This window comes from Acinetobacter sp. SFB (genome assembly GCF_001647545.1).
In the GTDB taxonomy this organism is placed as follows: domain Bacteria; phylum Pseudomonadota; class Gammaproteobacteria; order Pseudomonadales; family Moraxellaceae; genus Acinetobacter.
In genome coordinates, this window is the sequence record NZ_LSZH01000011.1 from 501,670 (window position 1) to 517,979 (window position 16,310).

Genomic DNA, 16,310 nt, shown 5'->3' on the forward strand with positions numbered 1-16,310 from the left:
AAATGAGCCAAATCGCGAATTTTCTAGGTAAAAAGGTTTAATCCTGTGGATAAGACGTGTAAAATTCGAGTCGATTTTATCTATCCACCGTTTTTATCTTTTGAGGATTTTCCTCGATCATAATCTCGCGGTGATATGCCCCAGGGTACGGGGCATCACTCCTTAAGGATTTTTTATGCCAATTATCACTTTGCCAAATGGCGATCAAAAACAGTTTGATCAAGCCGTATCTGTGATGGACGTTGCGCTCAGCATTGGTCCCGGTCTTGCCAAAAATACAGTTGCTGGTCGTGTGAATGATCGTTTAGTGGATGCGTCTGATCTCATCACTGAAGATGCAACGCTACAAATTATTACGCCTAAAGACGAAGCAGGTATCGAAATTATTCGTCACTCATGCGCGCATTTGGTCGGTCATGCTGTTAAGCAATTGTTCCCAGAAGCAAAGATGGTCATTGGTCCGGTCATTGAAGAAGGTTTCTACTATGACATCTGGATGCCACGTCCCTTTACCTTAGATGACATGGCAGCGATTGAAGAGCGTATGAAAAAGCTCATCGATCAAGACTATGAAGTCGTGAAAAAAATGACCCCACGTGATGAAGTAATTGCAGAATTCACAGCACGCGGTGAAGACTACAAATTACGCTTGATTGCAGACATGCCTAACGAGACACAAATGGGCTTGTACTACCATCAAGACTATTTGGACATGTGCCGTGGTCCGCACGTTCCAAACACCAAATTCTTAAAATCATTCAAGCTGACTAAAATCTCGGGTGCTTACTGGCGCGGTGATGCGAAGAATGAACAGTTACAACGTATTTACGGTACAGCTTGGGCAGACAAAAAACAGCTTGCAGCGTATGTAAAACGGATTGAAGAAGCAGAAAAACGCGATCACCGTAAAATTGGTAAAGCGCTTGATTTGTTCCATATGCAAGAAGAAGCGCCGGGTATGGTGTTCTGGCATCCAAATGGCTGGACCATTTACCAAGTGCTTGAACAATACATGCGTAAAGTTCAGCAAGACAATGGCTATGAAGAAATTCGTACTCCACAAGTCGTGGACTTCACTTTGTGGGAAAAATCAGGACATGCTGCAAACTATGCAGACAACATGTTCACCACGCATTCTGAAAACCGTAACTACGCCGTTAAACCAATGAACTGTCCTTGTCACGTACAAGTGTTCAATCAAGGTTTAAAATCGTATCGTGATCTTCCGGTACGTTTAGCAGAATTCGGTTCATGTCATCGTAATGAACCATCGGGCTCACTGCACGGCATTATGCGTGTACGTGGATTTACCCAAGATGATGCCCATATTTTCTGTACCAAAGAACAGATTGGTCAGGAAGTTGCAGACTTTATCAAATTGACACTGGATGTATACAAAGATTTTGGCTTCGAAGAAGTACAAATGAAATTGTCGACTCGTCCTGAAAAACGTGTGGGTGAAGATGCACTTTGGGATATGGCAGAAAAATCTTTGGCAGATGCTTTGGATGCTGCGGGTCTTGAATGGGATTTACAACCCGGCGAAGGTGCATTCTACGGGCCGAAAATTGAATTTTCGTTGAAAGACTGCTTAGGTCGTATCTGGCAATGTGGTACTATTCAGTGTGACTTCAATTTACCAGGCCGTCTAGACGCATCTTATGTAACAGAAGATAATGATCGTGATCAGCCTGTAATGTTGCACCGTGCGATTCTTGGCAGTTTTGAACGATTTATTGGTATACTTATTGAACACTATGCGGGCTTTATGCCACCATGGTTAGCACCCGTTCAAGCGTGTGTCATGAATATTACCGATTCGCAGGCCGAGGCGTGTGAGTCAGTCGTCGCTAAACTTAAAGAAAGTGGAATTCGTACCATTTCTGACTTGAGAAATGAGAAAATCGGCTTTAAGATTCGTGAACGTACTTTAGAGCGTATTCCTTACTTACTGGTTCTTGGAGACCGTGAAGTAGAGGAAGGTACAGTAAATGTCCGTACCCGCTCAGGAAAAAATTTAGGTACTATGTCAATTGATGCCTTCGTTGACCTAGTGAAAGCAGCCGTAGCCGAACGTGGCCGGTACATTGTGGAGTAAGAAAGATTAAACAGCCTGACCGTAACCAACAACAAGGTGCTAAAAGCAATCGTCCTGCATTGAATGACGAGATCCGTGCAAAAGAAGTACGTCTCGTTGGTGCTGAAGGAGAGCAAAAGGGCATCGTTTCTTTAGCTGAAGCGTTGCGCGCTGCAGAAGAAGTTGAGCTTGATCTTGTTGAGATCGTTGCTAATGCAGAGCCGCCTGTTTGTAAAATCATGGACTTTAACAAACATTTATTCGATCTGAAGCAAAAGCAAAAAGATGCGAAGAAAAAACAGCATCAAGTTCAGGTTAAAGAGATTAAGTTGCGTCCTGGTACAGACATTGGTGATTACAACATCAAGTTACGTGCAATTCTTCGTTTCCTAGAGGAAGGCAACAAGGTAAAAATTACCTTGCGCTTCCGTGGTCGTGAAATGGCTCACCAACAATTAGGTCTTGCTCAATTACAAAAAGTTGAAGCAGACGTAATTGAATTCGGTACAGTCGAACAAGCACCAAAAATGGAAGGTCGTCAAATGGGCATGCTCATTGGACCGAAACGTAAAAAATAAGTATGCGTTGATCCATTAATAAAAAAGCACTGCAAATGCAGTGCTTTTTTATGCCTGTTTTTTACTTATTGTTGTAGAGGGCTATTGTTTTTACATGCTTCCACAATTGGAGTATTGGCTTCGGGTCGATACATAAAATTTGCTGAATCGGTCATAATGCCTCACCAAAGGCGCCAATACATTGCTGTGTACTGTATTCAGGATATCTTTCGCAGTGACCGATTAATTTTATCGCTTGAGCACACAATTTGGCATTTTCCAATTCTGCTTTGGCTGCCTGAACTTGAATCATTTTGCATTGTTCTGCTTTTGCCCATGTCGCTCATCCATAGCTTGTTTCCATATTTTTATTATCTGCCCAGTCAAAAATAAATAAACTGATGAGAATCACCAAGCATATAAAAGCGATAAAAATCGTGGTTGAACCCGTATTGGCTGATTTTAAATAATGCACATTTTGCCTATTTTTTGCCAATATTGATGATTTTTTATGTACTGCTTGAACGGAATTTTTCAGATAATTTTTAAATATTAGTTTATTTTTTTCAGTTAATTTTGCATTAAAAGTAGAGGAAATAGAAAAAGACCTGCATATAGGCAGGTCTTTTATACGGTTTATGCGTCGACAGTAGTAGACTCTAAGCGTTCAACTTTCTTACCAATCGGAATTTGTCTCGGCAATTTTTCGTCCGGAATAATGCGCTGTAAGTCTATTTTTAATAAACCATTTTCATAGTCGGCATGCTGTACTTCAATATGTTCATCTAGGCGTAGCGAGAGCTTGAATGAACGACGGGCAATTCCTTTATGTAAAAATTCAATGGTGCTATCGGTATTTTCTTCCGCAGGTTTACCTAAAATGGTGAGTACTTGATTTTCAAGATTAATCATCAGGTCTTTTTCGGCAAAGCCTGCGGTAGCAACCACAATGCGGTAGTGATTGTCACCGGTCTTTTCAATATTATAAGGTGGATAATTAGGGGTGTCACTTTGCATCGCATAATCAAATAGATCATTGAGACGGTCAAAACCGATACTGCGACGAAATAGTGGAGTAAGACTTACATTGCTCATTGATAGAACCTCCTGAGTTCAGCAAAGTTTTATAAATAAGATTTCAAGGCTGTCATGCTGCGCATCAACAGTCTGTAAAGCTATGACTTCACGCGATCATTGCTTTACTTTAAAAAATATAGGTCTGAAATTTAGCTTTTCAAGCACTTTAATTAAAAAAATTGAGAAAAATCTTAATGGGATAATAGGGGGAGAATATTAGGCCAAGCCGCTCAATTCAGTTTATTAAGTTTCAGTAAGGATTAAGGTTCAGCACAATAAAACATGCTATAAATATCCATATTGTTCAATAATGTCATGTAGAACCAGAAAGACAAAAGGTGGAAAAATGATTGATCTCTATTATTGGGGAACGCCCAATGGTCATAAAATTACAATAGCTTTAGAAGAAATGGGTTTGGATTATCAAATTTTCCCCATCAATATTATGGAAAACGATCAGTTTCAACCTGACTTTTTACGTATTTCTCCAAACAATAAAATTCCGGCCATTGTCGATCAGGATGGTCCAGGTGGTGAAGCCATTTCCGTATTTGAATCGGGTGCAATTTTGCAATATTTGGGCCGTAAAACCGGCTCGTACTATCCAACCGATGAACAGCAACGTGTTGAAGTTGAACAGTGGTTGATGTGGCAAATGGGTGGTTTAGGACCTATGCTTGGGCAGAACCATCATTTTGGTAAATTTGCAGCTGAAAAAATTCCTTATGCGATTGATCGTTATATCAATGAAAGTAAGCGTTTATATGGCGTGTTAAACAAACAGCTGATGGGTCAAAAGTATGTCGCGGGTGAATATTCGATTGCCGATATGGCAATTCTGCCGTGGATTTTGCGTTATGAATGGCAGCAGATTCAACTCGAAGACTATCCATACGTAAAAGAATATATTGAGCGCTTAACTGCACGCCCGGCAGTACAGCGGGCATTGGCAATTCAAGTGAATTCCTGAGGATAAAAATTGCAAAAGGTTTTTGTGCTAATATTACGCAATAATACCGCTTAAATCTCGCAAAAATAAACCACCCGTTGCGGTGGTTTTTTATTGGACCTCATGGCTATGAAAGACTTTTTCTTAAATTTGACCCATATTGTTGAAACAAATAAGAAAATTTATTGGGCAATTATCTTTGGTATTGCAGCTTGCTTATTGCTCTTTATTGCTGAAGTCGTACATATGCAGTCAGTGGCAGAGGCGCTAAAAGCCAATGATCCAACCATCTCTAAAGAAATTTTTCGCGTAATTGCGCATCGTTATGATTTAGCACGATGGGTAGTCATGATTTTATTTATCGTTTGGTCAGTTTATGAATATCAATCTACCAAGAAAAAACTCGGTCTTTAAACTGTTGTTCGCATAATGCTGTCCTACGCTTTACTGTTTATTTCTGCTTTCGGCGCAGCGACTTTATTGCCATTACAGTCTGAAGCGGTTTTATTGGCATTGTTGGCCGAGGGCAGTCATTCAGTTATTGGCCTGCTGTTTGTTGCAAGCGTGGGAAATATTTTGGGATCCTGTGTGAACTGGTGGCTAGGCTTTCAAATCGAACATTATAAAAATAAGAAATGGTTTCCTGTTTCAGCACAGCAAATGTTAAAGGCACAGGGGATTTATCAAAAATATGGATACTGGTCTTTGCTGTTGAGCTGGGTGCCGATTATTGGTGATCCGATTACTTTAATTGCAGGCTTGCTGAGACAGAATTTCTGGCGTTTTTTAGGGATAGTGAGTATTGCCAAAGTAGGACGATATTTATTTATCTATGCTGCTTTTTCAATGTTTTAAAAAAGAGATGCATGGCGCATCTCTTTTTATTGCCTAGACCCGTATTTAAATTACTGACATTGATTTAAATCGAACTTAATTTCATCTTTAAAACTAGATTTTTTATACAGCCATAAGGTATTGGCGGTACGTTTTACTGAAATGTGACTGTTGGATACAGCTTGAACGACCTGTTGGTCTAAAGCGTAAATACCGGACCCTTTTTTCACTTTGACTTTTTTAACATCCCCCTGTTTATTCACTTTAAAGGTGAATTTCACTGCACGATTATGCCCGTTGAGTTGTTCAGAGTTAATATCCAAATTCGGTTGAGCGCGATATGAAAAGGGTACTTTTTTGTCTTGCTGCTGAGCCTGCCAGTTTTTAGAGTTAAAGTTGTATTGGCAAACTTCAGTGTCATTGTCTTGGCTTAATTTCAGGCTAAAGGTTTGATAGCCAATTTGTGGAAGGGCTGTATTATTTTCGACATGCGGTTTTACACTTACCTCACGTACCGCTTTAATTAACAGATCATCTAAATCAGTTAAGCCGGTACTCTCCTGAATACTGGCTTTGCTAATTGTACCGGTTTCATCGGCATAGATCCGGATAATCGCACTACGGTTTTGATCTTTTAAATCTTCATTTTTATAAGAAGGATGTGGAAATTTGGTCCACTGAATGCGCGTGGTTAAATGCGCCGGAAGGGCTGCGCTTTTTTGCACCGCGAGTTGTTTGGATGCATTAGCTGTAGCACTATATGTAGCGCTTAATGGTAAGCTCATGAGTAGAGAAAAACACAGTATTTGCTTCATAAATATTAAGTTCTTTAATCAAACCAAAGGTTGCGGCGGTAGCGGAGCATTGTGAGTGCGAAGTATTTCCTGAATTTGAAATACTCGCAAGTCTAAAAGTGAATTAATCTTTTTGATCATCACCTTGAGTGATATCTACATCAAATAAATCATGGGTTTTGGCCCAACTTATCGCAACCACCACCATGGTCATACAGCCCCCAAAGACCGTTGCCATAATGGCACCCATGTATTTTGCCGCCAAGCCAGATTCAAATGCACCCAGTTCATTGCTTGACGAGACAAACATGCCGTTTACTGCGGCAACACGTCCACGCATATTTTCAGGGGGATAAATTTGTAGAATCGTTTGACGAACCACGACTGAAATACTGTCACAGGCTCCGGTCATGGCTAAAGCAAACAGGGATAGCCACATATTATTTGAGAAGGCAAACAGCAGCGTGAACACGCCAAAACCAGCCACGGCAAGCAGCATATTACGCCAGGCATTTTGAGTGGGTGGAAATCTGGTTAGGGCAATCATGGTAAAAAGTGCGCCAATGGAGGGTGCGGCGCGTAAATAACCGAGCCCTTCAGGACCGGCTTTTAAAATATCTTCAGCGAAAATTGGCAGCAGGGCAATCACGCCCCCAAATAAGACTGAAACCAGATCTAGAGAAATTGCCCACAAAACGATTTTGGTTTTCCAGATAAAGCGGAAGCCATCGCCCAGACTTTCAAGCAGATTATTCGTTTCGATTTTTGGGAAGCTACGTTTTTGCAGCAGGTTAATCAGGACAAAACAGATACTCAACAATACCGCGACCGATAGCAAGCTGGTTTCACGACCTAAAAATGCCAGCATGAAACCGCCCAGCATGGGTCCAATAATCACGCCACTTTGCCAGCCGATGGTGGTCCAGGTTGCACCATTGGCATAGAGTTCACGTGGAATCAGAAATGGCTTAAGTGAAGTCGCCGAGGGATTGTAAAAACCGCGAATTGTTCCGAGGCCAAAAATTACGGCATAAATTCCCCAAGAAAGAGTATTTATCCCAATTTCAGCTAAACCATAACGATGAAATAGCCACCATAAAACCACAGGTAAAGGCACTGCAAAGAACAAACAGATTTTCATAATGGTCTGTTTGTTGAAGCGGTCAGCAAAATAGCCACCCCATAAAGACAAGGTGATAAACGGAATCGCCTCGGCTAAACCAATCAACCCTAGGGTTAGAGGATCTTTGGTAATTTGATAAAGTGAATACGCGACAATAATTTCTTGAATTAAAATGGCGAGAGTGAGACAGAACTGATTCACCGTGACAATTGAGAAATCACGATAGCGTAGTGCCGCAAAAGCATCCGGTGCGGGAGTCATGTTGATCCAGTATTCTTGTGTTGTGATAATTATAAGACTGAACCCGGAAGTTATTAATAAAAAATCCCACATTTTATATTGGAAATAAAACTAACAGCGGCAGACGATTGGTTGGGTATTTTGAGGATATGTGCTTTTGTTTTAAGCAAAGATGCTTTAGAATACCCGCTCCCTTACCTGCAGGTCGTTTTTGCAATGGTGCAGACGTTCCGAACAGGTGTTCAAAAGAGGTTGTTATGCCTAAGATGAAAACTCGCCGTGGTGCTGCTAAACGCTTTAAAGCGACAGCTAACGGTATCAAGCGTAAACAAGCGTTCAAACGCCACATTTTGACCAAAAAATCTGCTAAGCGTATTCGTCAATTGCGCGGCTGTGTAATGGTTCACGTAAGTGACGTTGCTTCAGTTCGCCGTATGTGCCCATACCTTTAAGGAGATTTATAAATGGCTCGTGTAAAACGTGGTGTCCAGGCTCATCGCCGTCATAAAAGAATTCTTGCTCGTGCTAAAGGTTACTACGGCGCTCGTTCACGCGTATATCGCGTAGCGTTCCAGGCAGTAATTAAAGCAGGTCAATATGCTTATCGCGACCGTCGTCAGAAGAAACGTCAATTCCGCGCTTTGTGGATTGCACGTATCAATGCTGGTGCGCGTCTTAATGGTTTATCGTACAGCCGTATGATCGCTGGCTTGAAAAAAGCTCAAGTGATTATCGACCGTCGTGTACTTGCAGACATCGCTATGCATGATGCAGTTGCATTTGCTGCTATCGCTCAAAAAGCGAAAGACGCATTAGCTGCTTAATCGTCTCCGGATGATTGAAAAAAGACCGCTTTTAGCGGTCTTTTTTATTTTGCAGAAGTAAAAAACTGATCAATTATAAAATTCATCAGTATTGATAAAGATCTATGAATTACATGCTGAATCATCTCTCTTCATGTTTATCAAACCGGCGATTTGGAAATGTCGAGAGAATAAATAAACCAATTGCAGCAAAGCCAATTACTTGTATAGCAAGAATGATTTTATGCTGTGGCGCTAAGGTTGAAATTAAAGTAATCAATGCAATAAGCGGCATCAGCACAATTAAAATAGAAAAACCTTTTTTATACGGATTGTCAGCGGCAATTTTTAAGCCTAAAGCCCTTAATCCATGTAGGCCCATGCCAATAGCAATGCTGGTGCCGCTAAACAAGGATGAAAGTTGTTGTATGGTCGAACACAGATAAATCATCACACAGGTAGCAATACAAACCATCAGCTTGATTTGACGGCTACATTGATCTGAATACCAAAATTCCAGCATTATTTTTTCTCGTCTGAAATATCGTTTTTATTCAGTAAAGACAAAGGTGAAAACAAACAGATGGCCAAAGCCATAAAGCCAATGCCTTGTGCACCCGGAATTAAAATTTCACCCTCTTTCATCTGCATAAAAATAAGCGACAGCAATAGGGCAATCGGAATCCAATTCAGTAGACGATATAATAACCCGGTTGGATTTTTTGCAGCAAAATGAATTTTACAATAACGGCAAATCAAAAAAATGATACCCGTGCCCAAGAACATTAGGATAGCATCAGGTTTTAGCGGTTCCATCCAGTAAAGTACGCCGGTAGCAATCGCAATGACTGCAAAGATCATGAGTTTACGGAGAAGGGAGGTTTTAGGATCAAACCAAAATTCGAGCATATTGTTCTGATAGATAAACGAGGACTGACTGCACTTTAGCATATGAGCTAAAGGGAAGCACAGATTCAGCATGCCTGTAGATTGTCTTAAATTTCTTTATTAACAACTCAGAACTGGCTAGAGAGATGAAAAAAGGAGACATTTTGTCTCCCCTTATTCTAATCTTCTCTTACAGTTAAATTTGAAGCCGTGCTTAAATCTAAGTTCAGGGAGAAGGAGTTTTTTAGCTATTTTTCTGTGGACCCCAATCATAAATTTTCTTTTGGTAGGCATACCACATCATCCAGAGACCGATCAAAATCATTGGCACAGTCAGGAATTGACCTTTACTCATCCAGCCAATAAACAGTTGTCCATTGTCCGGTTCGCGGAAGAATTCCACCACAAAGCGTGCAATACCGTAGCCAATCAGGAACAAGGCTGAAACCGCCATGCGTGGACGCGGTTTTGAACTGAACCACCACAACACAATAAACAGAATCAATCCTTCACCTAAGGCTTGATAAAGCTGTGAGGGGTGACGCACCAATTGCAGCGGATCGGTGGGGAAAATCATGCCCAAGGCAAAGTTTGGATCAGTAACTTGGCGACCATACAATTCACCACCAATAAAGTTGCCGATTCGGCCAAACATCAAGCCCGTTGGTACACAGGGTGCAATAAAGTCGAGCGTCTGGAACCAGGTTTTCTGGTATTTTTTACACCAGAACAGCATGGCAATCATTACACCCAAAAATCCGCCATGGAAGCTCATGCCGCCAGTCCAGACCTGAAATAACCAGAGTGGATTGGCAAGGAATTGCTCAAAACCATAAAACAATACGTAGCCAAGACGGCCCCCGACCACCACACCTAAGGCCCCATAAAAAATCAGGTCAGACACCATATCGGGGGTCCAGCCATCACGGTGTTTGGTACGATAAGTCGCAAGTCCCCAGGCAAATAAGAATGCCAGTAAATACATCAATCCATACCAGTGGACTTGTAACGGTCCCAGCGATACGGCAACGGGGTCAATATTGGGATAGCTCAGCATTCCTGTTCCTTGTGATTCTGTTTTGCACAGATTTTAGCTGAATGTGATGAAAAATGTTGTACATTCAATGTGTAAAGATAAAGAGCATAGATTATGTGTATTGTCGCCTTAGCTTGGCAAGTCTTGGAAGATACGCCTTTATGTCTGATTTCCAATCGGGATGAGTTCTATGCCCGTCCGACGGCCGGTTTAAAAACTTGGCAAAATAGCCCGATTATTGCTGGCCAAGATTTACAGTCGGGTGGAACATGGATGGGAATTACGGCATCAGGACGATGGGCAGTCGTGACCAACTTTCGAGAGGCAACCGATAAAAAAACCTATCCGACTTCACGCGGTCATCTGATCCAATCATTTTTAGAGTCAGATTTAACGCCGATCCGCTTTGCACAAGCGCTAGAAAAACGCCAGTGTGATTATGCCGGTTTTAATTTATTGCTAGGGAATCAAGATCAGGCGGTTTATATGAGTAACCGCGGTGAAGCACCTCAGGTTTTAGCCCAAGGGGTATATGTGGTATCCAATGGTTTGATGACCGAACATTGGGAAAAGACCAAACATTTACGTAAACGTTTTACCCAAGAATTTTTGCCGATGTTGCAGCATTCGACTACAGCTGCAACTGATCTTGAAAATGCCGTTTGGGATATCTTGGAAGATGAACGCAAAATCATTCCTGAGCTGCTTCCGCAAACCGGGATAAATGCCGAGATGGAAAAATTGCTCTCATCAACGTTTATTCAAAGTCCGGTATATGGCACACGCTGTTCTAATTTTTTAACAATGAAAAAGAATAGCTGGCAGTGGTTAGAAAAATCTCAGCAGGGAGAAACGGCCGGGCAGGTCATTCATCTCGATGTCCCTTTGTCGATATAAAGTCCCGAATAAAATATGCATATAAAAAATGCCGACATTAAGCCGGCATCTTTATCTTGTTGTTATCTTAAATGAACGATTAAGCTTTTGCTGGCTGGGTCTGTTCCAAAGATTCAGCGGCAATTTCCTTACCATTGGTACGAGTAATCACCACAGTTGCTGAACGTGGACGTGTACCAACCCCTCGACTTGAGTTCAGGTTGCTTGGGTGATTTGATGGCCATGTTCCACTGGGATGCTGCACGTTGACAAAGATAGCTTTGTAGTCAGGTGTCATGGTTACACCAGTAATTTCACAACCGCTTGGACCAGTCAAGAAGCGTCGAAGTTTACTGTCATTCAAAACCGCACCTGCAGGCGTTTGTTGGGTTGCCGTGCCAGAAAGCGCTGTAGTCACTTGACCATCACCCGCTTGACCCGGTAATGCCGCAAGCATCATACAGTTGGTTTCATCGGTATAGGCACCATCATCGGTTTGTACCCAAAGCACACCGCGTGGATCGAACCACATGCCATCCGGACTGGAGAAGTCGTTGGCATCGGTCAGGCCAGATAGATTCACATTTGTTAAGGAATCAGCTTCCGCACCAAACAGGAATATATCCCAGACGAAGCTGGTCGCAGTGGTTTGGTCATTATTTTCACGTAAGCGAATAATATGTCCGTTGATATTGCCCTTTAAGCTGGTTGAGCCGCTATCGTTATCAAAATAGTTACGTGGATTGGCAGCATCTGTAGCATAGGCTTTACCACGGTTCGAGTTGTTAGTTAAGGTGATATAGACCTCACCATTTTTCGGGTTGACTGCACACCACTCTGGACGGTCCATTTTGGTTGCGCCCAAAGCATCTGCAGCTAAACGTGCATTGACTAAAACATCGCCCTGATCAGCAAATTTATAGCTCGCATAATTGGCAATACGCGCATTGCTAATATTCAGCTCAACCCATTCGCCAGTGGCTTTTTGCGTGACTTCGTTAAAGTCGAATTTCGCAACATACAGCTTGCCGCTATTTAAGTATTTATCTCCAGCTGTGTAGCCTCCATTGATATCTTTGGTATCCCATTTGGCATTCGATACATATTTATAGATGTACTCGCCGGGTGAGTCATCACCCATATAAAAGGCGAGTTGCTGTCCTTCGATGGCACGGCTGGCACGACAGTCTTCATGCGCAAAACGACCCAGTGCAGTACGTTTTACCGGGAGCTGGCGACCATCAAAGGGATCAATCTCCACAATCCAGCCAAAACTGTTGGCGGAGTTACGGAAATCTTCCGCCGCTGTTGCAGCAGTGATGGATGAATTCCAGCGCTCATACATGTCTTGAGTGAGCAAACTTGCCTGTGGGGTATTCCATTTATACTGAGAAGACTGACCTTTTTTGATTTTATAGCGGGTCAGTGCATATTCAGTTTGAGGATCACGCTCATCATTGGCATTACGGGCCAGATAGCCATCAAAGTTTTCTTCAGTGGTTAAATAAGTGCCCCAAGGCGTATAACCATTACCGCAGTTATTATGCGTACCGAAAGTAAATGAACCTTCCGGACTGATTTTGCTTTTAACTAATGCATGGCCTTTGACCGGACCTGAAAATTCAATTTTCGATGCTGCAGTAATACGGCGGTTAAAGATTGAGTTTTTATCAATTTTAACTTCTTGGGTACTCGGATCTTTGGTCACATGCACAATGGAAACACCGTGAGAGTTGACCTCACGGATCACTTCATCTTCTGAGCGAATAGCATCTTTAATCGTGTTAATAGCTGGGTGTAAGTAACCTTGATTGATGTATTCATGATTCAGCACCAGCAAACCTTCATGGGATACTTTCGGATCATAATTGCCTTTGGATTTATTCATTCCAAAAAAGCTCATGCCATCATGATTATCACCTGAACGCATGCTAAATGTTGCACCAGCGGGAATATTGTTGTCATCCCATTCCGGCACACCTTCAGTAAGCGGGTCACCCAAAGCAAATAACACACGCGCTTGGTAACCTTCTGGAACCGTAAAGGCATTTAAGGTGTTTTTATCTACAGTCTTAAAAGTTAATGAAGTCGGTGTTTTTGCTTCGTCAACCGGTGTAATCGGCGTACTGCCGTTATTTGAACTGTTATTATCGTCATCATTACAGCCGGTTAAAGTGGCTGCTAAAGTTAGAGCAACAGCACCGCCTGCTGATTTTGTAATCAGGTCACGACGGGTAATATTTTTATTAAATAAGTCTTTAAATTCAGAATTTCCTGACCCATTGCTGTCGTAAACATTATCTTCATGATGAGGCGTAAAGTCTGTCATGATAATTTTCCAAGTCTATGGTTGTTATAAAGTTGTACTAAACTTAGGTGAAAAATATGACAGCGCGCTGACGTTTGAATGACAGTCTGGTGAAGAAAATAAGTCAGATTGATGAAAAGGTCTGAATGGAAAAAACTTGATAAAAAAAGCAGACCGAAGTCTGCCTAAAAAAATTTGCTAGAAGTCTTTAAACAGCTCGGCGTTTTTCAATCAGTTTGCCAAAGAACAGCCCCGTTTCAAATAACAGCCACATGGGAATGGCCAGCATGATCATGGAAAGCGCATCCGGTGGGGTTACAAACATCGCGACAAAGAAACAGCCCACCACAATAAAACGCCGTTTTTCGACGAGCTGTTGGGTAGAAACCACTCCAATTAAAATCAGCACCAGGGTAATGATCGGGATTTCAAAGGTAAAACCAAATACCAGGAACAGTTTTAAACAGAAAGCCAAGTAACTGTTAATGTCGGTCATTGGGGCGACCGTTTCCGGTGAAACACTAATGAAAAAATGCAGAATAGAAGGTAGGGCAACGAAATAGGCGAAAGCAATCCCTGCATAAAACAAGCTGATGCTACCCAGCAGTAATGGCATGGCTAAGGTCTTTTCTTTTTCATAGAGTGCTGGTTTTACAAAGCGCCAAACTTGATAAATGATGAAAGGCATGGCCAACATCAAGGCAACGAAGAAATTTAACTTAAAGGGTGCCATGAATGTCGCGGTGACATCGGTGGCAATCATCGATGAGCTCACAGGGAGCTGCGCACGTAATGGCTCAGACATGAGTTGATAAGTTTGATTGGCAAAAGGCAATAAGCAAAAAAACAGTGCCAACAGTAAGCCTACAATTTTAAACAGATGCTGACGCAAGACCATGAGATGTCGTGTAATCGGCATTTCTTCCAGATTAGAAGAGTGTTGATCTGTCAGGGAAATGGGCAACTGGTTTTCTATAGGCGTACTCATACTGCCACCTTTAATTCATTTAACTGCGAAAGTGGAGGCACGATGTTTAAAGTCTTTTCTGTTGATGACCTAATGCTACCAGCACTTTGTGTGCTCAAATAAACGCTGGAAGACCGAGGTTGTTTAATAAAACTATAAATAGTGGGAGCATTTTTATTATGGAGCACTGCGTTTTGTAATACTGGTGATTTTGCAGGTTGTGCTTGTTGTTTTAGTTCATGCATTTGAGTGTGCATCTTTTGTTCGAGCTCTTGAATCCGCTGCATTTCATTCTGCATCTGTTCACGTAATTCAGACAAACGCAGTTCGCGGTCAATATCATTTTGTACATTGCTGATCATACGTTTGATTTTAGCGTACCATTTCCCTGCGAAACGTGCAGCTTCAGGAAGCTTATCTGGCCCAAGCACCAATAAACTAATAATGCCAAAAGCCAGCAGTTCAGTCATACCAATATTGAGCATAAGGTTTTAGCCTGAGTGGGTTTTTGCCGGAGAATTAACATCAGAATGGCTGTTTTGATGTTCAATTGTTTTAGGTTCATTTAATGACGAAATAGGGGTTTCATCTTCCTTGATCGACTTTTTAAAATCTTTGACTGCACCACCGACATCTTTACCTAAATTTTTTAGTTTTGATGTGCCAAACAATAAAAGTACCACTATTGCAAAAATTACAACGTGCCAAATCGATAATCCTGCCATGTCCTTTACTCATTTTTTATTTAGCACCATCTGAACATGTTGCGATGACAGCAATGTGACTGAAAAATTGCAGTTTAAAGACAAAAGGCATTTAATCTGATGTTGTGCTTGATTCGGTGCTAGCATATTTATACTGAGTACTTGGAATGACGTTGTGGCTTTGCTGTTACCGCTTTTTGGCTTTTTATTTGGCTGGGGACTTGCTACAAGCCAATTTTCAACACGTTTAAAATCACTGTTTGCGAGCCTATTGGCCCGAGTTTTTATCCCCGTCGTAATTATTTACCACATGGTGTTTTATCAAGCGGGCAGCTTGAGTTTGATGCTCTTTAGCTTTGTGGTTGCGGTGCTGCTGTTCTATTTTTCCCTTGTATTGTCTAAAGACCCATTGCGAGCTTTATGTTTTAGCTATGTCAATATGGCATGGCTAGGCTTTCCTTTTGCAATTGCTTTATTTGGCCCTGAAATTAGTGCGCCGATGGTGGCTTTATATGTGGGCGGTTCTATTTTTGGTAATATTTGGGCAGTCACTTCCGTCAGTTCAGACAAACAAGCTATCCCTGATATTGCAAAAAAAGTCATGCAATCTCCCCCCATACTGGCATTAAGTGTGGCCCTGATCTGTCGAATATTGGGTGTGCAGCATTTGGAATTACATCAATCGCTGGATCTCATTTATAGCCTGGCTAAAACTGGAATGAGCTTTACTGGAATGTGCGTATTGGGGATGTGGTTACAGCAGACCAAAGTGTATAAAAAAGATTTACTGCAGAGCAGTGGTGTTGCCGTATTAAAACTTGGTTGTGGTGTCGTGTTGTGTGGACTGACATATTGGGTGATTCCAATACCGAATATTGGACAATATATTGGGGTAATGTTCTTATTGTTCTGTTTACCGCCAGCAGCCAATATTGTGGCATTAGAAACTTACTATCAAGGCACTGGCACTTCTGCCAGATATATCGCTTCAGGAACAATTGTTAGCTGTGGTGTGGTGATGTTATATGGCGTGGTGTTGCATTTTATTTAAAGCTGAATCTCCCTGTTCAATATCTT

At 41.7% G+C, this 16,310-nt stretch carries 20 protein-coding genes; 9 read left to right on the forward strand and 11 right to left on the reverse strand.

Annotated features, from left to right (window positions below; genetic code table 11):
- Positions 1-175 precede the first annotated feature (175 nt).
- Positions 176-2,098 (forward strand): threonine--tRNA ligase, encoded by a 1,923-nt coding sequence (thrS, locus tag AY606_RS06875; RefSeq protein WP_067866449.1) that lies wholly within the window; start codon positions 176-178, stop codon positions 2,096-2,098.
- 5 nt (positions 2,099-2,103) lie between these two features.
- The gene (infC, locus tag AY606_RS06880) at positions 2,104-2,655 is read left to right on the forward strand and encodes a translation initiation factor IF-3 (protein WP_067721967.1); all 552 of its coding nucleotides are present in this window, start codon (positions 2,104-2,106) and stop codon (positions 2,653-2,655) included.
- A 151-nt stretch (positions 2,656-2,806) separates the two neighbouring features.
- Here infC and AY606_RS16590 read toward each other — a convergent pair whose 3' ends face one another.
- Together AY606_RS16590 and AY606_RS06890 are read right to left on the reverse strand one after the other, a co-directional pair.
- A complete protein-coding gene (locus tag AY606_RS16590; RefSeq protein ID WP_249409226.1) occupies positions 2,807-2,947 on the reverse strand; it encodes a hypothetical protein in 141 nt (46 codons plus the stop codon).
- Positions 2,948-3,270: 323 nt separating this feature from the next.
- On the reverse strand, positions 3,271-3,729 hold the full coding sequence (locus AY606_RS06890) for an Hsp20 family protein (protein WP_067866451.1): 459 nt from the start codon (positions 3,727-3,729) through the stop codon (positions 3,271-3,273).
- A gap of 328 nt (positions 3,730-4,057) precedes the next feature.
- Here AY606_RS06890 and AY606_RS06895 point away from each other — a divergent pair, with 328 nt between their 5' ends.
- The 3 genes from AY606_RS06895 to AY606_RS06905 all read left to right on the forward strand — a co-directional run bounded on the left by AY606_RS06895 (position 4,058) and on the right by AY606_RS06905 (position 5,515).
- On the forward strand, positions 4,058-4,681 hold the full coding sequence (locus AY606_RS06895) for a glutathione S-transferase N-terminal domain-containing protein (protein ID WP_067866453.1): 624 nt from the start codon (positions 4,058-4,060) through the stop codon (positions 4,679-4,681).
- Between the two features lie 108 nt (positions 4,682-4,789).
- Entirely contained in the window at positions 4,790-5,074 is a 285-nt protein-coding gene (locus AY606_RS06900) for a hypothetical protein (RefSeq protein WP_067866455.1), read from the forward strand.
- Between the two features lie 18 nt (positions 5,075-5,092).
- Positions 5,093-5,515: a YqaA family protein gene (locus tag AY606_RS06905; protein ID WP_067866633.1), complete on the forward strand. Its 423-nt coding sequence runs from the start codon at positions 5,093-5,095 to the stop codon at positions 5,513-5,515.
- A 50-nt stretch (positions 5,516-5,565) separates the two neighbouring features.
- Here the strand turns inward: AY606_RS06905 and AY606_RS06910 are convergent, their stop codons facing one another.
- Positions 5,566-6,309 carry an energy transducer TonB family protein gene (locus AY606_RS06910; protein WP_067866456.1) on the reverse strand — a complete coding sequence of 248 codons (744 nt, stop codon included), beginning with the start codon at positions 6,307-6,309 and terminating at the stop codon, positions 5,566-5,568.
- A gap of 103 nt (positions 6,310-6,412) precedes the next feature.
- Entirely contained in the window at positions 6,413-7,672 is a 1,260-nt protein-coding gene (locus tag AY606_RS06915; RefSeq protein ID WP_067866458.1) for an MFS transporter, read from the reverse strand.
- 236 nt (positions 7,673-7,908) lie between these two features.
- On the opposite strand from AY606_RS06915, the gene rpmI reads away from it, so the two are divergent.
- Both rpmI and rplT read left to right on the forward strand, forming a co-directional pair.
- Positions 7,909-8,103, forward strand: a complete 195-nt coding sequence (rpmI, locus tag AY606_RS06920; RefSeq protein ID WP_067721945.1) for a 50S ribosomal protein L35 — start codon at positions 7,909-7,911, stop codon at positions 8,101-8,103.
- Positions 8,104-8,115: 12 nt separating this feature from the next.
- Positions 8,116-8,475: a 50S ribosomal protein L20 gene (gene rplT, locus AY606_RS06925; RefSeq protein ID WP_067721943.1), complete on the forward strand. Its 360-nt coding sequence runs from the start codon at positions 8,116-8,118 to the stop codon at positions 8,473-8,475.
- A 121-nt stretch (positions 8,476-8,596) separates the two neighbouring features.
- Here the strand turns inward: rplT and AY606_RS06930 are convergent, their stop codons facing one another.
- The 3 genes from AY606_RS06930 to lgt form a co-directional block, all read right to left on the reverse strand.
- Entirely contained in the window at positions 8,597-8,977 is a 381-nt protein-coding gene (locus AY606_RS06930) for a hypothetical protein (protein ID WP_067866460.1), read from the reverse strand.
- Positions 8,977-9,363 (reverse strand): hypothetical protein, encoded by a 387-nt coding sequence (locus AY606_RS06935; RefSeq protein ID WP_067866462.1) that lies wholly within the window; start codon positions 9,361-9,363, stop codon positions 8,977-8,979. The genes AY606_RS06930 and AY606_RS06935 overlap by 1 nt, the downstream gene beginning before the upstream one ends.
- Positions 9,364-9,586: 223 nt before the next feature.
- The gene (lgt, locus tag AY606_RS06940) at positions 9,587-10,399 is read right to left on the reverse strand and encodes a prolipoprotein diacylglyceryl transferase (protein ID WP_067866464.1); all 813 of its coding nucleotides are present in this window, start codon (positions 10,397-10,399) and stop codon (positions 9,587-9,589) included.
- 93 nt (positions 10,400-10,492) lie between these two features.
- Here lgt and AY606_RS06945 point away from each other — a divergent pair, with 93 nt between their 5' ends.
- The gene (locus AY606_RS06945; RefSeq protein WP_067866465.1) at positions 10,493-11,275 is read left to right on the forward strand and encodes an NRDE family protein; all 783 of its coding nucleotides are present in this window, start codon (positions 10,493-10,495) and stop codon (positions 11,273-11,275) included.
- Positions 11,276-11,354: 79 nt separating this feature from the next.
- Here the strand turns inward: AY606_RS06945 and AY606_RS06950 are convergent, their stop codons facing one another.
- From AY606_RS06950 to AY606_RS06965, 4 genes are all read right to left on the reverse strand, one after another.
- Positions 11,355-13,583 carry a PhoX family protein gene (locus AY606_RS06950; RefSeq protein ID WP_067866467.1) on the reverse strand — a complete coding sequence of 743 codons (2,229 nt, stop codon included), beginning with the start codon at positions 13,581-13,583 and terminating at the stop codon, positions 11,355-11,357.
- Positions 13,584-13,770: 187 nt separating this feature from the next.
- Positions 13,771-14,550, reverse strand: a complete 780-nt coding sequence (gene tatC / locus AY606_RS06955) for a twin-arginine translocase subunit TatC (protein WP_067866469.1) — start codon at positions 14,548-14,550, stop codon at positions 13,771-13,773.
- Positions 14,547-15,014: a Sec-independent protein translocase protein TatB gene (gene tatB / locus AY606_RS06960; RefSeq protein WP_067866471.1), complete on the reverse strand. Its 468-nt coding sequence runs from the start codon at positions 15,012-15,014 to the stop codon at positions 14,547-14,549. Before tatB ends, tatC begins: the two co-directional genes overlap by 4 nt.
- 6 nt (positions 15,015-15,020) lie before the next feature.
- Positions 15,021-15,254, reverse strand: coding sequence for a Sec-independent protein translocase subunit TatA (locus AY606_RS06965; RefSeq protein WP_067866473.1), 234 nt, complete (start codon positions 15,252-15,254; stop codon positions 15,021-15,023).
- A gap of 154 nt (positions 15,255-15,408) precedes the next feature.
- On the opposite strand from AY606_RS06965, the gene AY606_RS06970 reads away from it, so the two are divergent.
- Positions 15,409-16,284, forward strand: coding sequence for an AEC family transporter (locus AY606_RS06970; RefSeq protein ID WP_067866475.1), 876 nt, complete (start codon positions 15,409-15,411; stop codon positions 16,282-16,284).
- Positions 16,285-16,310 lie beyond the last annotated feature (26 nt).